The organism is Henriciella marina DSM 19595 (genome assembly GCF_000376805.1).
Classification (GTDB): domain Bacteria; phylum Pseudomonadota; class Alphaproteobacteria; order Caulobacterales; family Hyphomonadaceae; genus Henriciella; species Henriciella marina.
In genome coordinates this window covers 3001600-3018144 of record NZ_AQXT01000002.1, presented here as the reverse complement: position 1 = coordinate 3018144, position 16545 = coordinate 3001600, and the positions used below count along the sequence as shown (strand labels likewise).

Annotated in this window: 16 protein-coding genes; all 16 read left to right on the top strand. The window is 59.5% G+C overall.

Annotation, left to right across the window (positions count from 1 at the left end; translation table 11 throughout):
• The first annotated feature begins 17 nt into the window (after positions 1-17).
• The 16 genes from F550_RS18055 (at position 18) to F550_RS18045 (ending at position 16544) form a co-directional block, all read left to right on the top strand.
• Positions 18-1085 (top strand): LacI family DNA-binding transcriptional regulator, encoded by a 1068-nt coding sequence (locus tag F550_RS18055; protein ID WP_233349040.1) that lies wholly within the window; start codon positions 18-20, stop codon positions 1083-1085.
• 82 nt (positions 1086-1167) lie between these two features.
• Positions 1168-1806 carry an RpiB/LacA/LacB family sugar-phosphate isomerase gene (locus F550_RS0115020; protein ID WP_018149403.1) on the top strand — a complete coding sequence of 213 codons (639 nt, stop codon included), beginning with the start codon at positions 1168-1170 and terminating at the stop codon, positions 1804-1806.
• Positions 1807-1855: 49 nt separating this feature from the next.
• Complete coding sequence (kduD, locus tag F550_RS0115015) at positions 1856-2617, top strand: 2-dehydro-3-deoxy-D-gluconate 5-dehydrogenase KduD (RefSeq protein ID WP_018149402.1); 762 nt, start codon at positions 1856-1858, stop codon at positions 2615-2617.
• 12 nt (positions 2618-2629) lie between these two features.
• The gene (locus tag F550_RS0115010; protein WP_018149401.1) at positions 2630-3628 is read left to right on the top strand and encodes a sugar kinase; all 999 of its coding nucleotides are present in this window, start codon (positions 2630-2632) and stop codon (positions 3626-3628) included.
• A gap of 37 nt (positions 3629-3665) precedes the next feature.
• Complete coding sequence (locus F550_RS0115005) at positions 3666-5228, top strand: carboxylesterase/lipase family protein (RefSeq protein WP_026180817.1); 1563 nt, start codon at positions 3666-3668, stop codon at positions 5226-5228.
• A gap of 15 nt (positions 5229-5243) precedes the next feature.
• Positions 5244-5738, top strand: a complete 495-nt coding sequence (locus F550_RS0115000) for a hypothetical protein (protein ID WP_018149399.1) — start codon at positions 5244-5246, stop codon at positions 5736-5738.
• Positions 5739-6208: 470 nt separating this feature from the next.
• Positions 6209-7129, top strand: coding sequence for a TRAP transporter substrate-binding protein (locus F550_RS0114995; RefSeq protein WP_018149398.1), 921 nt, complete (start codon positions 6209-6211; stop codon positions 7127-7129).
• Complete coding sequence (locus F550_RS0114990; protein WP_018149397.1) at positions 7126-7635, top strand: TRAP transporter small permease; 510 nt, start codon at positions 7126-7128, stop codon at positions 7633-7635. Before F550_RS0114995 ends, F550_RS0114990 begins: the two co-directional genes overlap by 4 nt.
• On the top strand, positions 7626-8903 hold the full coding sequence (locus F550_RS0114985; RefSeq protein ID WP_018149396.1) for a TRAP transporter large permease: 1278 nt from the start codon (positions 7626-7628) through the stop codon (positions 8901-8903). The genes F550_RS0114990 and F550_RS0114985 overlap by 10 nt, the downstream gene beginning before the upstream one ends.
• Positions 8904-8921: 18 nt before the next feature.
• On the top strand, positions 8922-9599 hold the full coding sequence (locus tag F550_RS0114980; protein ID WP_018149395.1) for a bifunctional 4-hydroxy-2-oxoglutarate aldolase/2-dehydro-3-deoxy-phosphogluconate aldolase: 678 nt from the start codon (positions 8922-8924) through the stop codon (positions 9597-9599).
• A gap of 53 nt (positions 9600-9652) precedes the next feature.
• A complete protein-coding gene (locus F550_RS18735) occupies positions 9653-10462 on the top strand; it encodes a cytochrome c oxidase assembly protein (protein WP_083911016.1) in 810 nt (269 codons plus the stop codon).
• On the top strand, positions 10459-11613 hold the full coding sequence (locus F550_RS0114970) for a c-type cytochrome (protein ID WP_018149393.1): 1155 nt from the start codon (positions 10459-10461) through the stop codon (positions 11611-11613). The genes F550_RS18735 and F550_RS0114970 overlap by 4 nt, the downstream gene beginning before the upstream one ends.
• 8 nt (positions 11614-11621) lie before the next feature.
• On the top strand, positions 11622-12590 hold the full coding sequence (gene coxB / locus F550_RS0114965; protein WP_018149392.1) for a cytochrome c oxidase subunit II: 969 nt from the start codon (positions 11622-11624) through the stop codon (positions 12588-12590).
• Positions 12590-13633 (top strand): sodium:calcium antiporter, encoded by a 1044-nt coding sequence (locus tag F550_RS0114960; RefSeq protein ID WP_018149391.1) that lies wholly within the window; start codon positions 12590-12592, stop codon positions 13631-13633. The genes coxB and F550_RS0114960 overlap by 1 nt, the downstream gene beginning before the upstream one ends.
• Positions 13630-16182, top strand: coding sequence for a cbb3-type cytochrome c oxidase subunit I (locus F550_RS0114955; protein WP_018149390.1), 2553 nt, complete (start codon positions 13630-13632; stop codon positions 16180-16182). Before F550_RS0114960 ends, F550_RS0114955 begins: the two co-directional genes overlap by 4 nt.
• A complete protein-coding gene (locus F550_RS18045; protein ID WP_018149389.1) occupies positions 16179-16544 on the top strand; it encodes a hypothetical protein in 366 nt (121 codons plus the stop codon). The genes F550_RS0114955 and F550_RS18045 overlap by 4 nt, the downstream gene beginning before the upstream one ends.
• Position 16545: the final 1 nt, after the last annotated feature.

Here is a 16545-nt window from a genome sequence, read left to right as displayed (position 1 = left end):
GACGGGAGCCCATTCGATTGCCTGACAATAAAAAAGAAAACTCAGGCACATCCGGGCCACGCGAGACGTCCGGTTCAGACCGGGTAACAATCAATGATATCGCCCGTATGGCCGAAGTGTCGAAGAAAACTGTGTCGCGGGTCCTCAACGATCACCCTCTCGTCAAAGAGGAAACGCGCAAGCGTGTGAAGGCGATCATGAAGGAGCATGGTTACCTGCCTGACCCGCAGGCGCGTGCTCTCGCATTCCGGCGCTCTTTTCTTATCGGCCTCGCCTATGACAATCCCAGCCCGCAATACGTGGTCAACATGCAGCGGGGCATCCTCGATTCACTCGAAGGCAGCGATTATCAGCTGGTTCTTCAGCCCGTTGACAGATCCGAGGTCGATTACATCGAGAAGATCCGCCGTTTCGTTGATCGTCACCGGCCAACGGGATTGATCATGCCCCCTTCGGTTTCTGAGGATGACGCCGTCGCCGAAATGCTGCGAGAGGCAAAGTGTGAGTTCGTCCGCATTGGCTCGGTCGAACTCGATGAACCTGCAAGGCTCGTTCGCACGCATGATGCAGACGGTGCCGCTCAAGCTGCCCGTCACCTGGCGGGTCTCGGGCACCAGCGTATCGCGCACATCCATGGCCCGCGGTCATTCCGCTCAGCTCACGAGCGGCTCAACGGGTTCACGCGCGGTCTTGCCGAATTTGGAATTGATCTCAGCCCTGAACTCACCATTGAGGCTGGCTATACTTTTGACTCCGGCGTTCGGGCTGCGGACAATTTGCTATCACGCCCAGATCGGCCAACCGCCATCTTCACAGGCAATGACGAGATGGCCATCGGGGTCTACACGTCTGCGCGCAATGCGGGATTGCGTGTGCCAGAAGATCTGTCCATCGTTGGTTTCGACGACACGCCCATGGCCGCGCGAATCGCGCCCGCCCTCACAACAGTCCGTCTGCCAATTCGCGAGATGGGACAAGAAGCCGCCAAGGCTGTCCTCAGGCTGGTCAGCGAGGCGGGCAACAAGAGCAATAAGAGCTTCCAGCCGGAGATAATCGTCCGTCAATCGACCGCCCGCCCCGGCTGAAGGCGGGCGAAGGGCTGTTGAAAGTGGTCGGACGCAATGTTATGACACCGGTTACCGAACCGGATTTATTTGAGGATAGCCCATGAAAATCGCGCTCATTATCGAAAACAGCCAGGCAGCAAAGAGCGAGATCGTTCACGACGCACTGAAGGCCGTCGTTGACCCGCTTGGTCATGAAATCCTGCACTGCGGCATGGAAAACCCGGACGACACGCACCTCACTTATCCAATGCTCGGCCTGCTCGCTGGCATGATGATTAACTCGAAGGCGGCCGACTTTGTCGTAACAGGCTGCGGCACGGGCATGGGTTCGAACCTCGCCTGCAACGCCATGCCAGGCATTTTCTGCGGCCTTGTGATCGACCCGACGGACGCTTTCCTGTTCGGTCAGATCAATGATGGCAATGCCATTTCCATGCCTTACGCCAAGGGGTTTGGCTGGGCGGCCGAACTGAACCTGCAAGACTGCTACCGCAAGCTTTTCGAAGTCGAGCGCGGGGTTGGCTATCCAAAAGAGCGCGCCGCCGTGATGGCCGAGAACCGCAGCATTCTCAGCAAGCTGAAAGACGCGTCCTGTAAAGACATGCTGACCGTGCTGAAGTCGGTCGATCAGGACCTGCTGAAGTCTGCTGTAGCAGGCAAGAAGTTTCAGGACAGCTTCTTCGCAAACTCGCAGGACGATGCGATGAGCGACTACGTCAAAGGCGTCATTGGCGCCTGAGCGAAGGCTAAAAAACCCGTTCCATCCAGCCAACTGTCCGGAGCCTTTTATGACCTCCAATCCGTTCAGCCTTGAAGACAAGGTTGCCGTTGTAACCGGTGCCAATACCGGTCTGGGCCAGGGCATGGCTGTCGCGCTTGCCGAAGCCGGCGCCGACATTGCCTTGGTGGGCCGGTCTCAGCCCGAAGAAACGGTTGAACTGGTCGAGAAAGCCGGCCGTAAGGCGCTCGTAGTCATGGCCGACCTTGGAAGCCTCGAGCCGATCGACACGATTATCAGCCAGACGCGGGAAAGGCTGGGCAGTATAGACATACTCGTCAACAATGCCGGCATCATCAAACGCAATGACTCTATCGACTTCACCGAAGAAGACTGGGATGCGGTGATGGATATCAACCTGAAAACGCTCTTCTTTCTGAGCCAGAAAGTCGCGCGCTCGATGATAGAGGCGAAGACGCGCGGCAAGATCATCAACATCGCGTCCATGCTGTCCTATCAAGGAGGCATCCGCGTTCCATCCTATACGGCTTCGAAAAGCGGCGTGATGGGCCTGACCCGAATTCTCGCCAATGAATGGGCCAAGCACGGCATCAACGTGAATGCGATCGCGCCCGGCTATTTTGCAACGAACAACACAGCCGCATTACAAGCCGACGAAACGCGGAATAAGGAGATACTCGGTCGTATCCCTGCTGGCCGTTGGGGCGACCCTTCAGACCTTGGCGGCGCGGCTGTTTTCCTCGCATCGCGCGCATCGGATTATGTGCAAGGTGTCACCCTGCCCGTCGATGGCGGCTGGCTCGCGCGATAGGAACAAGTCACAATGGCTGGGCGCATCATCTGTTTCGGAGAGCTTCTTCTTCGCTTTACAGCGCCAGGCAATGAACGCCTGATGCAGTCGCCGAGGTTCGACGTCCATTTTGGTGGGGCGGAAGCGAATGCAGGTGTATCGCTGGCGCGCTTCGGACATGACGTGGGCATGGTCAGTGCGCTGCCAGACAATCCGTTCGGCCACTCAATGAGCGAAGCGCTCCGCGCCCAGGGCGTGGACACCCGCCATGTCTTGGCAGGCGAAGGCCGAATGGGCATCTATTTCCTCGAAACTGGCGCCGTGCGCCGACCATCGCGAATTGTATATGACCGGGCTAATTCCCTGTTCGCCAATACGCGAGCAAGTTCGTATGATTGGGCATCAGTCCTCAACGGTGCCGACTGGCTACATCTTTCAGGCATCACCCCTGCGGTCGGCCCTGAACCTATGAGAGCTGCGCAGGCGGCTGTCCGCGCAGCGCAGAAAGCTAATGTGAAAGTCGCCTTCGATGGCAACTATCGCGAGGCGCTCTGGGCCGCCTGGGGCGGAAGCGGGCCAAGCATTCTTCGGGACATCCTCGTCCACGCAGACACCGCTTTCATCAATGAGCGCGACATCGCGCTCATCACGGGCAAAGAGTTCAGCTCACGCGAAGAGGCCGTCGCGCATGCCTTTACTGAGTTCCCTGCACTGACTTCGGTCGCCTGTACGACGCGCGCTCAGGAAGCAGTTTCGAACCAGACACTTTCAGGTGAGCTCTACACGCGCAGCGGCGTCTGGAAATCTACGCCGCACGAGATGATCGATGTGATCGACCGTATTGGCGGCGGCGACGCCTTCGCCGCAGGTGTTCTCCACGGCGTGCTCGAAGGGTTCGACCCCCAGCGAACCATCGATTTCGCGACCGCAGCTGGCGTCATCAAGCATTCCATTCCGGGCGACTGGAACCTCACCACGATCCAGGAGGTCGAGGAAGCCATGAGCGGAAGTGGGCTCGACGTCAGGCGCTGAAGGTGTCGGCGGCGTCAGTCCAAAGGAGGGTTTCCCCATGAAGATGACCCGGCGTTCCGCCATTTTGACGAGTGCAGCTGCAGCATCGCTGGCAGGCGGACTGAGGGCCGCTGCTGAGTCGACCTCAAGTCCCGTGAAAACAACGTCTGGCGACTATCGAGGCCTGACAAACAATTCCGGTATCCACGTTTTCAGGGGGGTCCGTTATGGTGAGGACACCTCGATGTCGCGCTTTGCCAGACCCATTGCTGCGTCGCGGCGCACGGATTTGATAACCGCCGAGGAGTACGGCCCAGCCTGCCCGCAACGCGCAGAAAATGTCACAGAGAGCGAAGACTGCCTGTTCCTCAACATCTGGACGCCAGGCCTGAATGACGGGGCAAAGCGCCCGATCATGTTCTACATCCATGGCGGCGCCTATTCGAACGGTTCGGGATCGTCCCCGCTTTATGACGGGACCAATCTAGCCGTGAAAGGCGATGTCGTGGTCATCACCGTAAACCATCGCCTGAACGCTTTCGGCTACCTCTATCTCGATCGGCTTTTTCCCGGGACCTTTCCCGACAGCGGCAATGCTGGCCAGTGGGACCTTATACTTGCTCTGCAGTGGGTGCAGCAGAATGCGGCGGCGTTCGGCGGGGACCCGGATCGTGTGATGGTGTTCGGTCAGTCCGGCGGCGGCGCCAAGATCGCAACCATGATGGCGAGCCCTGCTGCAAAGGGCCTTTTCCATGCAGCTGCCACGATGAGCGGCCAGCAAGTCACGGCTTCCGGCCCACTGAACGCGACGTTGCGGGCATCGCGCTACCTGGATAAAATTTGCCTCTCTTCACCAGAAGAACTGAAGACCGCCCCGGTTGAGATGCTGCTTGAGGGCCTCACCGCCGACGACCCTGTAAACGAAACCCACAACATCTATTTCGGCCCGGTTCTCGATGAGCGCATGCTGACCCGCCATCCCTTCTGGCCCGATGCGCCGGCCCAGTCGGCCAGCATACCGATGATCCTTGGCAACACCGCAGATGAGACCAAGGCCTTTCTATGGAATGACACGGCATTTGCCCTCACCTGGGACACGCTACCAGCTTATCTGGCGGCACAGATGCGGTGTGACATTCATCCAGCGAGCGTGATCACAAGCTACCGCTCCTGGTTTCCCGGCCTCAGCCCCGCGGAGATCATGTTCAAGGCGACAACAGCTGGGCGAAGCTGGCGCGGACAGGTCGAAGAAGCCGACGCCCGAGCGTACCAGGGCGCCCCTACTTGGGTGTATCAGTTCGATCTGCCAGCCGCCGAGCCCGGGCGGGGCGCCCCGCATAAGATCGACATCGAACATGCCTTCGACAATCTGGCCCAGCCAAGCGCGATGTCCGGCACCGGCCCTGCGGCGACGCGTGTTGCCGATCAGCTCTCCTCTGCCTTCATCAGCCTCGCGCGGCATGGCGACCCGAACCATGCGGGCCTGCCGCAATGGGATCAGCATGCAATACCAGACCGCCAGACCATGGTGTTCGACACCGAGACACGGCTGATAAATGATCCTCGCAATAGAGAGCGCGAACTTTTCGCCAAAGTCCCCTTCGTCCAGTGGGGCACCTAAGGAGCCACGACACCTATGAAAAACTTCACCGTTACGGCAATTGCCGGTCTTGTGCTCGTCGCCTGCGCGACGGGTGAAGATGTTGCGATTACGGAGATTGAGCCATCGGCTCTGCCCACCTCCGTCGCTGACGCCATCGCCGCTGAACAGGCTGACTTCACCATTGCGGAAGTTCTACGAAAGGTCCGGGATGGCCGCACCTATTACGATGTCGAAGGCGAATTAGCGGATGGTTCGGAACTCGAATTCGACGTGCTGATGGATGGTGAAGCAGCCACCATTGTTGAAATCCAGCGCGACCTCGCTTGGGACGATGTGCCTGAAGCCGTAAGATCTATCGCACGCGTCGCCAGCAAGGGTGAGATTCCCGTTCGGACAATTGAAAGCACCCAGACAGACGGCTCAGTGATCTATGAGTTCTTCGCAGCGGGGCAACCAGCCGATCCGGCCTGGGAAGTCCGGGTCCATGGTGACAAGATAGAACTTCTCGACGAACGCTGGGTCCACTAACGCATCCGTTTTATTGCCGAGCTCTCGAGCTACGAAAGGAATGCCTGGCTGATCTTCAGGGAGCAGCATATCGCGCGGAGATCGAGGCGCATGCGCCCGCTTGATCGTTCAAGTCTGCTCGCAATTCAGCAAGCAAACGCCGAAGACTTTCTGTAAGTTCAGTTCCGGAGCCGCCCGTTCGAAATCATACTTGCGTTTAGTATGACACCGGTTACCATGCAGTCACCTCATCAGTGAGGTACGACCATCCAGACTGTCGGAAAGGCAGCAGGTCCGAAGGGAGGAAGAACAGTGCCTGAAGGCGCCACGAAGTTCGCGATGAACGCAGAAATATACACGTTGCGCATTCTCTGGCGCGACACGGTTGGCGTTTAGCGATGGCTAGTCTGTCAAGGCGAAACGTTCTTGCAGCAGGCAGCGCAGCACTCGCTTTGGCATCAGGCGGATGCAATCGGGCGAGCAGCCGTCCCTTGCTGTCATCCGACCACCACCCGGAAGACTATCCCACGGTCCGCGCCGTGAATTACATGGCGGAACTTCTCCGAAACGAAACGGACGGCAGGCTGGATATCAGGGTCTACGCTGGCGGTCAGCTTGGTTCCGAACGTGACACGCTGGAGATTACGACTTTTGGCGGGCTTCATCTCAACCGGGTCAATTTTGCACCGCTCAATGCGATCGAGCCGATGACGGTCGTTCCGTCACTGCCCTTTCTGTTCACCTCGCAGGCCCATCTGCACCGCATTCTCGATGGGGAGGAAGGCGAAGCCATTCTGGCCTCGCTGGAAAAACACAATCTGATCGGCCTCTGCTATTACGATTCCGGCGAGCGCAGTTTCTACAACACGCAAAAGCCTATCCGGACCCCGGATGACATGCAGGGAATGAAGATCCGGGTGCAGAACTCTGATCTCTATGTCGCCATGATCCGCGCTCTCGGCGCCGATGCGACCCCCATGTCTCTTAGTGAAGTGTACCAGGCACTTGTTCAAGGCGTCATCGATGGTGCCGAAAACAACTGGCCGTCCTATGAAAGCGGACGGCATTTCGAAGCCGCGCCCTATTACAGTCTCACTCGCCATGTCATGGCGCCAGAAGCGCTCGTGATGTCCAAGAGCCGATGGGACAAGCTGAAAGAAGAGGACCGGTATCTCATCAAGAGCGCTGCGAAGCGCTCCGTGGTGTATATGCGCAGCCTCTGGGAAGCGAGGGTTGAGGCCGCCAAGGCAAAACTCTCCCAGGCCGGTGTCCAGGTCAACGAGGTAGATGACCTGTCGGCGTTCCAGTCACGTATGCGGCCGGTCTGGGACCGCTTCATCACCACTGATGAACAAAAGGCAATCGTCGACCGCATTGTTGCGATTGGCGCCGAAATGGGTGGAGCAACATGACGAAAGCGTTTGCAACATTTACGCATCATGCTGCCGATCTCCTGGTCAAGGTCGCCGCACTCGGACTTGTGGCCATGACGCTTATCGTCGGCTGGCAAGTTTTTGGCCGCTACGTGCTGAATTCAAGTCCGTCATGGTCCGAACAAGCCGCTCTCACCCTCATGATCTGGTACGTGTCGCTCGCCGCTGCCGCAGGCGTCCGTGAAGGATTTCACATCAGGATCGTGGCGGTAGAGAATGCGCTGCCGCCACCGGGCAAGCGGCTTTTACGAATCGCTTCCGACCTGGTGGTCGCTGGCTGCGGTCTGGCGATGGTGATCTGGGGGGGCGAGTTAGTTCTGCGAACCTGGGACCACACCATTCCGTCACTCGGGCTACCACGTGGTCTCGCCTATGCAGGCCTTCCCATAGCAGGTGCACTCATCGTGGTCTTCGCTCTCGAACGGCTGTTTGAAGAGGCCGAAGGCGAAAAGGTCGAAGATGAGGAGGATCCACGATGGAACTGATCATCCTCCTCGCCGTCCTGGTGATCTGTCTCGCCATAGGCGTGCCAGTCGCCTTTTCGCTGCTCGCCGCCGCCATCGCCTGTTTCGTCGCGCTTGATATTCCGCTTGGCGTCGTATTCCAGCGCATGGCCGCCGGCGTGAGCGTCTTCACCCTGATGGCGATCCCGTTCTTTATCTTTGCAGGAGACCTGATGTACCGGTCAGGCATCGCGCAGCGGCTGGTTCAGGTGGCTGAGGCAGCATTTGGCCGGGTCCGCGGTGGGCTTGGGCCTGTAAACATCGGCGCATCCACCATGTTTGGTGCCGTGTCCGGGTCGGCGATCGCAAGTGCTTCGGCCATGGGCTCAACACTGATGCCCTTGATGCGGGAGAAGGGTTATGACGCCGATTATACCGTCAATGTGACGGTGACCGGCGCTATTGTGGGCCTTCTCATTCCTCCGTCTCACAACATGATCATCTACTCAGCAGCGTCCGGCATCGGTGTGCCCATCGGCGACCTCTTCCTGGCGGGGATCGTTCCAGGCGTGCTGACAGCCATGCTCCTTATGGTGGTCGCATGGGTCGTGGCCGTGAAGCGCGGATATGCCCGCGGGGTCTTTCCTGGCTGGAAGTCTTTTGTTCGCGCACTCGTCTTCGCAATCCCGGGCTTCATGACCGCCATAATAATCATGGGCGGTATCCTGTCCGGCATCTTCACGGCAACAGAATCGTCTGCCGTGGCGGTTATCTATACAATACTGGTGGGCGCATTCGTCTACCGCACGCTCGGCTGGCAGCGTTTTGGCCAGGCCGCGATGCAATCAGTCAAGATCACCGCCATGGTGCTCCTCATCATCGGAGCCGCAAGCGCGTTCGGCTATGCGCTTGCAGTACTGGAAGCGCCTACCCGGCTCGCTGAACTCATCACGACAGCGACGGACAATCCGATCCTGGTGTTGCTGATCGTGAACGTGATCCTGCTCGTGCTTGGCACGTTCATGGACATGTCACCCCTCATTGTCATCACCACGCCCATCCTGCTTCCAGTCGTATCGCAAGTCGGCGTCGACCCTGTACATTTCGGCATCATCATGATGCTGAATCTTGGCATCGGTTTGGTCACGCCTCCGGTTGGGTCCGTACTTTTCGTAGGATCCGCAGTTGGTAAGGTGCCGGTGGAAGACGCGGTCAAGACAATCTGGCCCTTCTACGGCGCGCTGGTTGTCGCTCTTCTCTTCATCACTTTCGTTCCGGCCCTGTCTCTGACGTTGCCAAGCTTCTTCTAGGGGGATGCGGACAAACTCATGGACGCCCTTAATGGACAATCACCGGTGACAAGCGTCGATGCCTCGCTGAAAGCCCTGATGGAAATTGCGACGGTTCCGGTCGTCACGATCGAGAACCCGGCAATGGCGGTCGATATTGCTGGCGCGTTGATAGAGGGCGGAATTGGCGCCATCGAAGTGACGCTACGGACCCGTTTTGCGGTCGAGGCCATTCGACAGATTGCAAATGCCCGGTTGGACATCATAGTTGGCGCGGGCTCTATCACGAGTGACCGGGACGTTGCCGAAGTACTTGAGGCGGGCGCTGACTTTCTCGTGACGCCAGCGACACCGCCGGCTCTTGTCCCGTCCCTGCTCGGCTCTGGTAAACTTGTTCTCCCAGGCGTCAGCACGCCCAGCGAGGCGCTTGGGCTCTATCTCGCCGGGTTTGAGGTCCAGAAGATATTTCCTGCATCCCTGCTAGGGGGCCCGAAGTACATCGCGGCCCTTCAGGCACCGCTCTCCGAGCTCAAACTGATGCCGAGTGGTGGTATCTCGCTGGACAATGTCAGCGAGTATCTGACCCTTCCGAACGTGGTTGCCGTCGGCGTCTCATGGCTGGCACCACCGGATCTCCAGAGCCATCAGGACTGGAAAGCAATAACCCGGAACTGCGAGCAACTCGCTGAACGGCTCAATACGGCACTGTCAGACTAAACCGGCATTGCGCGCCACGGCGCAACCTGAACGTTCAGTCCATACCCCAGCATATGCACCCGAATTGGCCACGTCTCGGACATGCCATACGTCCAGCGGAACCGGTGCGGGACCTTCACGTTGTTTGGCGGAAGCCGGACGGAATTCTGTATCGGATGCAACAAAATCCGCCAATCTCCCCTCGGTCTGCGACGTCGCTTCCGACGTCTCCAGGTAGTGCTGCCGCACGCAGGCGCAAAGCCAGCCGAGCCCGTTTGGCGACATTCTCTATCCTGGTCGCCGCTCTTATGATCGGCTTGAGCATCGAACGGCTTACGCCGGGCATGTTGACCCGGCATATGCTCACGCACATTTTCGCGATGAGCATCGTTGCTCCGGCGCTTGCCTGGATCTGGCACCCGAACCGATACCTGCCAGTTGGCAGGTCGCCTCTCATCGTCTCGACCATTTCGCAGCTTGTTCTTTTCATCCTGTGGCACAGCCCCGCAGGGATGCAGAGCGTGGCCCATTTCGCGCTTGGCGAATTGCTGATGATCGGTAGTCTGCTGGCCAGTGCTGTCTGGTTCTGGGCGTGCATGTTCGAAGCGGTACGCCACGATCGACTGGAAGCAGTTCCCGCGCTCCTTCTGACCGGGAAGATCGTCTGCCTGATGGCCGCCCTCATGGTATTTGCGCCGAGACTGCTTTTCCACGGAGGAGAAGCGACAGCGCCAGCGCACATGGCGATGTTCCGCGACCAGCAGCTTGCCGGCCTCATCATGCTCGTCGCCTGCCCTCTGACCTATATCGGCGCCAGCGTCTATATGGTTGCCCGGTGGCTCTCAAACCTCTCCGCGCACGAAAGGGGCAGCCACCGGGAATGAAATTGAACGTCACACTCACCTGGAGTCGTATCGTCTACGGGCTGATTGCCCTTGCGTTTCTTGGTGTCGCAGGTGCCTTTCTGGTGGCCTGGTCGGGTGTTTACAGCGTCGCCGCCAGCAGAGGGCATCCTGGGTGGCTCAACTGGTTTCTCGAACTCGGCATGCGTAATTCGGTCGAAGCCAATGCCAGGCAATTGGAGGTGCCCGACCTTGATGATCCGAACCTGATCACGCTGGGTGCAGCCCATTTCCAGGGCGGATGCGCGCCCTGTCATGGCGGGCCGGACGAACCGGTCAATCCGATCTATCAGGCAATGCTGCCCGTTCCGCCGCAACTCAACGAACACGCCGATAACTGGAAGCCGAGCGAGCTCCACTGGATTGTCACGCATGGCCTCCAATATGCCGGCATGCCCGGCTGGGCCGCGACAAAGCGGACCGACGAAGTCTGGGCAATGGTCGCCTTTCTGAAGGCGCTGCCCAATATGGACGAGGAGACTTATCTCACCCTCGCGGGCGGCAATGCCAACCTTGCAGCACCGGACGTGGCAGAGCTGATCACGGAAGGACTTTCCACGTCCTCTCTGGCGACCTGCGCCAAGTGCCATGACACCGCGAACGGGCCGCCCACGAGCAACCGGGTGCCCCGGCTCGGCGGCCAGTCGGAAACCTATCTGCGCCGCGCACTAGCAGATTACAGCGCCAATCGCCGCGAGAGCGGGTTTATGGAACCGGTTGCCGCAGAAATTTCCGAAGCCCAGATGGACGAGATCGCCGCCTGGTTTGCCAACCTCGACTCGCCGACCCATGCAGACAACACCCTCGCCGACGCCGATCTCGACGCGGGCAGGCAGATCGCGCTTGACGGCGTGCCTGCCAGGCGGGTGGCGGCTTGTCAGGCTTGTCATCACAGTAATGGCAGTACCGCCTATCCGCGCCTTTCCGGCCAGTCGGCGGTCTACCTGCGCAACCAGCTCGAGCTCTGGCGCGATGCCCCGCCGAGCGACACCGCGCACGCTGAGCTCATGCGCGAAGCCATCGGCCGGATCACGGATGAGCAAATTCGGGATGTGTCCGCCTGGTATGCAAGCCAGATTACAGAAGCGAGCGCGGCGGATACGAGTTCCGCCACAACGGGACCGGGTGAATGAGGTGGTCCGTGGCCCTTCTGCTCATCAGTATCGGCCTCCTCGCCGGATGCGCTGGCGAGCAGTCTGCGTTGTCAGGTGGCGGTCAGGAATCAGACCGCACACTTCTTCTCACAATTATCCTTACCGCCGGATCAGCGGTCATTTTCCTGCTCGTGATCGCAGCAATCGCCGCCGCATTCTTCGCCCCGGCACGGGTGAAGCGGTGGCTCGCATCCAATAACATCGTCATCTGGGGAGGCATCGCCTTCCCGACCGTCGTCCTGTCGGCTTTGCTGGTTTACGGCTTCCTGGCGCTTGGAGCAGGGCCCGCAAACTCCACAACAGCTGCAGGAGATCCGCTCCGCATTCGGGTGGACGGGCTGCAGTGGTGGTGGCGCGTTACCTATCTTGGCGACGATGGCGAGGCGATAGAAAGCGCAAATGAGCTTCGCCTGCCGGCCGGGCGGACGGTCCAACTCGAACTGACCTCAAGCGACGTGATACACAGCTTCTGGGTGCCGGCTTATGCTGGCAAAGTCGACATGATCCCGGGGCGGACAAATACACTCACCCTCGTCGCAGAAGAGCCCGGCATCGTGCGCGGACAGTGCGCGGAATATTGCGGCGGGGCGCATGCCTTCATGGCTTTTTCGGTCGTCACAATGGACCCGGCAGACTTCGACGCATGGCTCGCTGAAGAGGCAGGGTCGGCGGCCCTCACCGGTACGCAGGGCGAGCGAGCTTTCCTGCAGGCCGGCTGCGGCGGATGCCACACAGTCCGGGGCACCTCCGCGCGAGGCAGCGTTGGTCCGGACCTTACGCATATTGCCAGCCGCAGGACGATCGGTGCCGGCCTCCTGCCGACCGACCGTAATGCCATACTGACCTGGCTGAAGCGTCATAAATCACTGAAGCCAGACAATCTGATGCCAGCCTATGACATGCTTTCAGCAGAGGAGCAGGCCAGCATCGCAGACTGGCTTGGACAGCTGGAGTAATGTCCGATCTGACCTCCCTCAGCCTACCGGTCAATGTGGCGGTGTTCGCCATGGCAGCCTTCTTCGTCTGGATGGCCGGTGCAGGACTGGCAGCCTATGCCGACGAGATCTCTCGTCGCAGCGGTCTTGGGCAAGCGCTCATGGGGCTGCTTCTACTGGCGGGCGTCACTTCGCTGCCTGAAATCGCGACGAGCGTCACGGCAGCCTCGGTCGGCAACGCCCCTCTGGCGGTGAACAACCTTCTCGGCAGTATTGTCATGCAGGTCGCGGTCCTCGCTGTCGCCGACCTGGTCTACGGCAAACGAGCTCTCACAGCGATCGTGCCAGACCCAACTGTTATGCTGCAGGGGGCACTGAATGTCTGCCTGCTCTGCGCCGTCGCCATCGCCGCGATCGTTGGCGACTACGCCCTGGCTGGCGCAGGCTGGTGGACATGGGGGCTCGCGATTGGCGCCCTCTATTCGATGCACAAACTCGTCGAGGCCGACAAGCGAGAGCCCTGGATCGCGAATGTCGAGAAAGAGGACGTCCCTGCGCATTTCGAAGAAGACCCGATGTCGATCAGTCATACCAGCCTTGGCATCCGCACCGGGATGGCAGCGCTGGTTATTCTTTTCGCAGGTTCGCTCGTTGCGCTGACAGGCGATGCCATAGCCGCCCAGAGCGGGCTTGGCTCATCCTTCATGGGCTACGCCTTCGTAGCCATCGCAACCTCGCTGCCAGAAGCAAGCACCGTTTTCGCATCGATGAAACGAGGGCTCTACACCATGGCGATTTCTGACATTCTCGGCACGAACATTCTGAATGTCGCGCTTCTTTTTGTGGTCGACTTTATCGCACCGCAGCAGGCCATCATGGCAAGCGTAGGTCAGTTTGCCGCTGTGGCAGCCCTTCTTGGCGCAACTGTCACAGGCCTCTTCATCATGGGCGTGGCCGAGAGACGCGACAGAGCGTTTCTCCGCATGGGTGTAGATTCGATTGCCGTCCTAATCACCTATGCCAGCGGTCTTGCGCTGCTCTACACATTGAGGGGAGAAGGATGAGCGACCCGTCATCAACCGAACGCAAGACGATTAGCCCGATGCCACGGCCCGAGGGGGAGGAAGAAGAACTGCTACGCATCTGGGCGACGCCGAAAGGCTGGCGTCTTCCGACGGCCGTGAACAACAGCGTGATCGGCATCCTCTATCTTGGCGCCGCTTTTGTCTTCTTCGTGCTAGCTGGCATCCTCGCGCTCGTCATGCGCACCCAGCTTGCCATGCCGGGCAATGAGCTGGTCGACCAGAACCTCTACAACCAGCTTTTCACCGTACACGGCACGACGATGATGTTTCTGTTCGCCGTGCCAGCGATGGAAGCGCTTGGGGTCTTGCTCCTGCCACAGATGCTGTCAGCGCGCGATCTGCCTTTTCCGCGTCTGTCGGCCTTTGCCGTCTGGGCCTATGTGGTTGGCGGAGCAGTCTTTTTCTCAACGATCTTTTATGACCTTGCCCCTGCTGGCGGCTGGTTCATGTACCCGCCCCTGACACTGACCGACTATCAGCCTGGCGATAATGCGGACTTCTGGCTGCTCGGCATCGGCTTCATCGAGATCTCAGCCATTGCAGGCGCCATCGAGATCATCGTCGGCGTGTTGCGAACCCGCCCGCCGGGCATGTCGCTCGACAAGCTGCCGATCTTTGGCTGGGCCATGCTGATCTTTGCCGGGATGATCATGGTCGCCTTTCCGGCGGTGATCCTTGCCACCATGCTGCTGGAGATCGAACGGGCCTTTGGCTGGCCCTTCTTTTCCGCAGAGTTGGGCGGCGACCCGCTGCTATGGCAGCATTTGTTCTGGTTCTTCGGTCATCCCGAAGTTTACATCATCTTCCTGCCAGCGGCCGGTCTCGTCTCTATGATTGTGCCGACAGCGGCGCGCAAACCGCTCATCGGCTACAATCTTATCACGGTCGCCCTGATCGCAACCGGGTTTTTCAGTTTCGGCCTCTGGGTCCATCATATGTTCACGACGGGCATTCCGGCCCTGTCGATGGCTTTCTTCTCTGCGGCCAGCATAGCTGTGGCCATCCCGTCCGGCATCCAGTTTTTTTCCTGGATTGCGACCTTTGCTTCGTCTGACCGAAAACTCGAATTCAACGTGCCGACCTTATTCGTTGTCGGGATGTTGTTCATTTTCCTGATCGGTGGACTGACCGGCGTGATGGTCGCGATGGTACCGTTCAACTGGCAGGCGCATGACACATACTTCATCGTCGCGCACATGCATTATGTGATGATCGGGGGCATGGTCTTTCCGCTGTTTGCGACCTTCTATTACTGGGTTCCCATCATCGCGAAGAAACAGCTGTCGGAACGTCTCGGCAAGATCACCTTCTGGCTGATGTTCATCGGCTTCAACGTCTCCTTCTTCCCGATGCATTTCACAGGCCTGATGGGCATGCCCCGACGAATATGGACCTATTCCGACGTCATGGGCTGGGGCCCGCTCAACCTGATATCGACCATCGGCGCCTTCATGATCGCGGCCGGAGTGCTCGTCTTCATCATCGATCTCATCAGAAACTTCCGCGTTGGCGAAGGCGGGAAAGACAATCCATGGGGGGCCGGCACGCTCGAATTCCTGCCACAGGACGTCTACTCGACCCGCTCGATCCCACACGTCTACAGCCGCTACCCGCTCTGGGACGATCCTGACCTCCCTCGCTCGGTAGCCGCAGGCGAGCAGTACCTGCCCAACGCCCCAACCGGTGGGCGCGAGACCATCGTCACATCGCCAGTGCATGCACGGCCTCAATATGTGATCCAGATGCCTGGCCCCGGCTGGATGCATGTCGCCGCCGCCGTCTTTACCGCCGCCTGCTTCCTGCTGCTGACCGTCAAGGTGGTCATACCGGCCATCATCTGCGCGGTGATTGCCATTGTCTCCTGCCTGGTCTGGGTCTGGAATACCGACAAGGGACCGGACAAAGGCCCGGTCGACATTGGTGGCGGTTACAAGCTGCCTGTCTATGTCACCGGCCCGATGGCGCATGGCTGGTGGGCGATGATCGTGCTGATGATCGTCGCCGGATCTATCTTCCTTTCCTACGTCTTTTCCTACCTCTATCTGTGGACGGTCTCGCCCGAAGTCTGGCAGGCCGGGCGCGCCTTCCTGCCTCCCCTCTCATGGCCGCTCGCCACTGCGGGACTCCTCATCGCTTCGGCCATCGTCATGCGGCTGGCAAAGTCGGCTCTGCCCGAGCCGGGCGAGCGCCGGCTCGTCGTTCCGGTCCTCATTCTCGTCTCCGCCGCCCTCGCCATTGCAGGCATAACGGCCGAACTCTACGGTCACTGGTCGAACGGCCTGCGTCCGACAGAGACCAGCTATGGCGCGATGGTCTTTATGGCCGGTATCGTCTCGGCCCAGATCATTGTGGCGATAAGCATCATGTCACTGTTCTGCGCGGCCCGTCATGTGGCAGGCCTCCTCGACCAGGTTCGCTGGGCCAGCCTCGAGAATACGACGCTGCTGCTCTATTATGTGGTCGGGCAGGCGCTGGTCGGGCTTCTGCTCATCCACGGCTTCCCGCACATCATGGGAGGCGGCCCATGAGCAAGCCGCCAAGCGACACCCAATTTATCCGCCTCACACTGACCAGTATGTCCGGACCTCTGGTCTGGGCGCTGCATTTCGGCGTGGTATATGGCGGCCAGCATGTCGCCTGCGCGGCGGGCGGGCTCGGCACCGCGCCGATAAGATGGGGCATCATCATCGCCACGCTCGTTGCATGCCTTGCCTTGGTCCTCGTTTTCATCATGGCCCGGAAACTGGTGCAGCCAGACCCACCATTTGATGACGATGTTCCGGTCTTCCTTCATTCGGTGACTAACTACCTGCTCGGCCTCTCCCTGTTCGCTGTTCTGGCAAGTGGCCTCGCCGGGCTGATCCTGCCGGGCTGTCCATCCCTGAGATGAT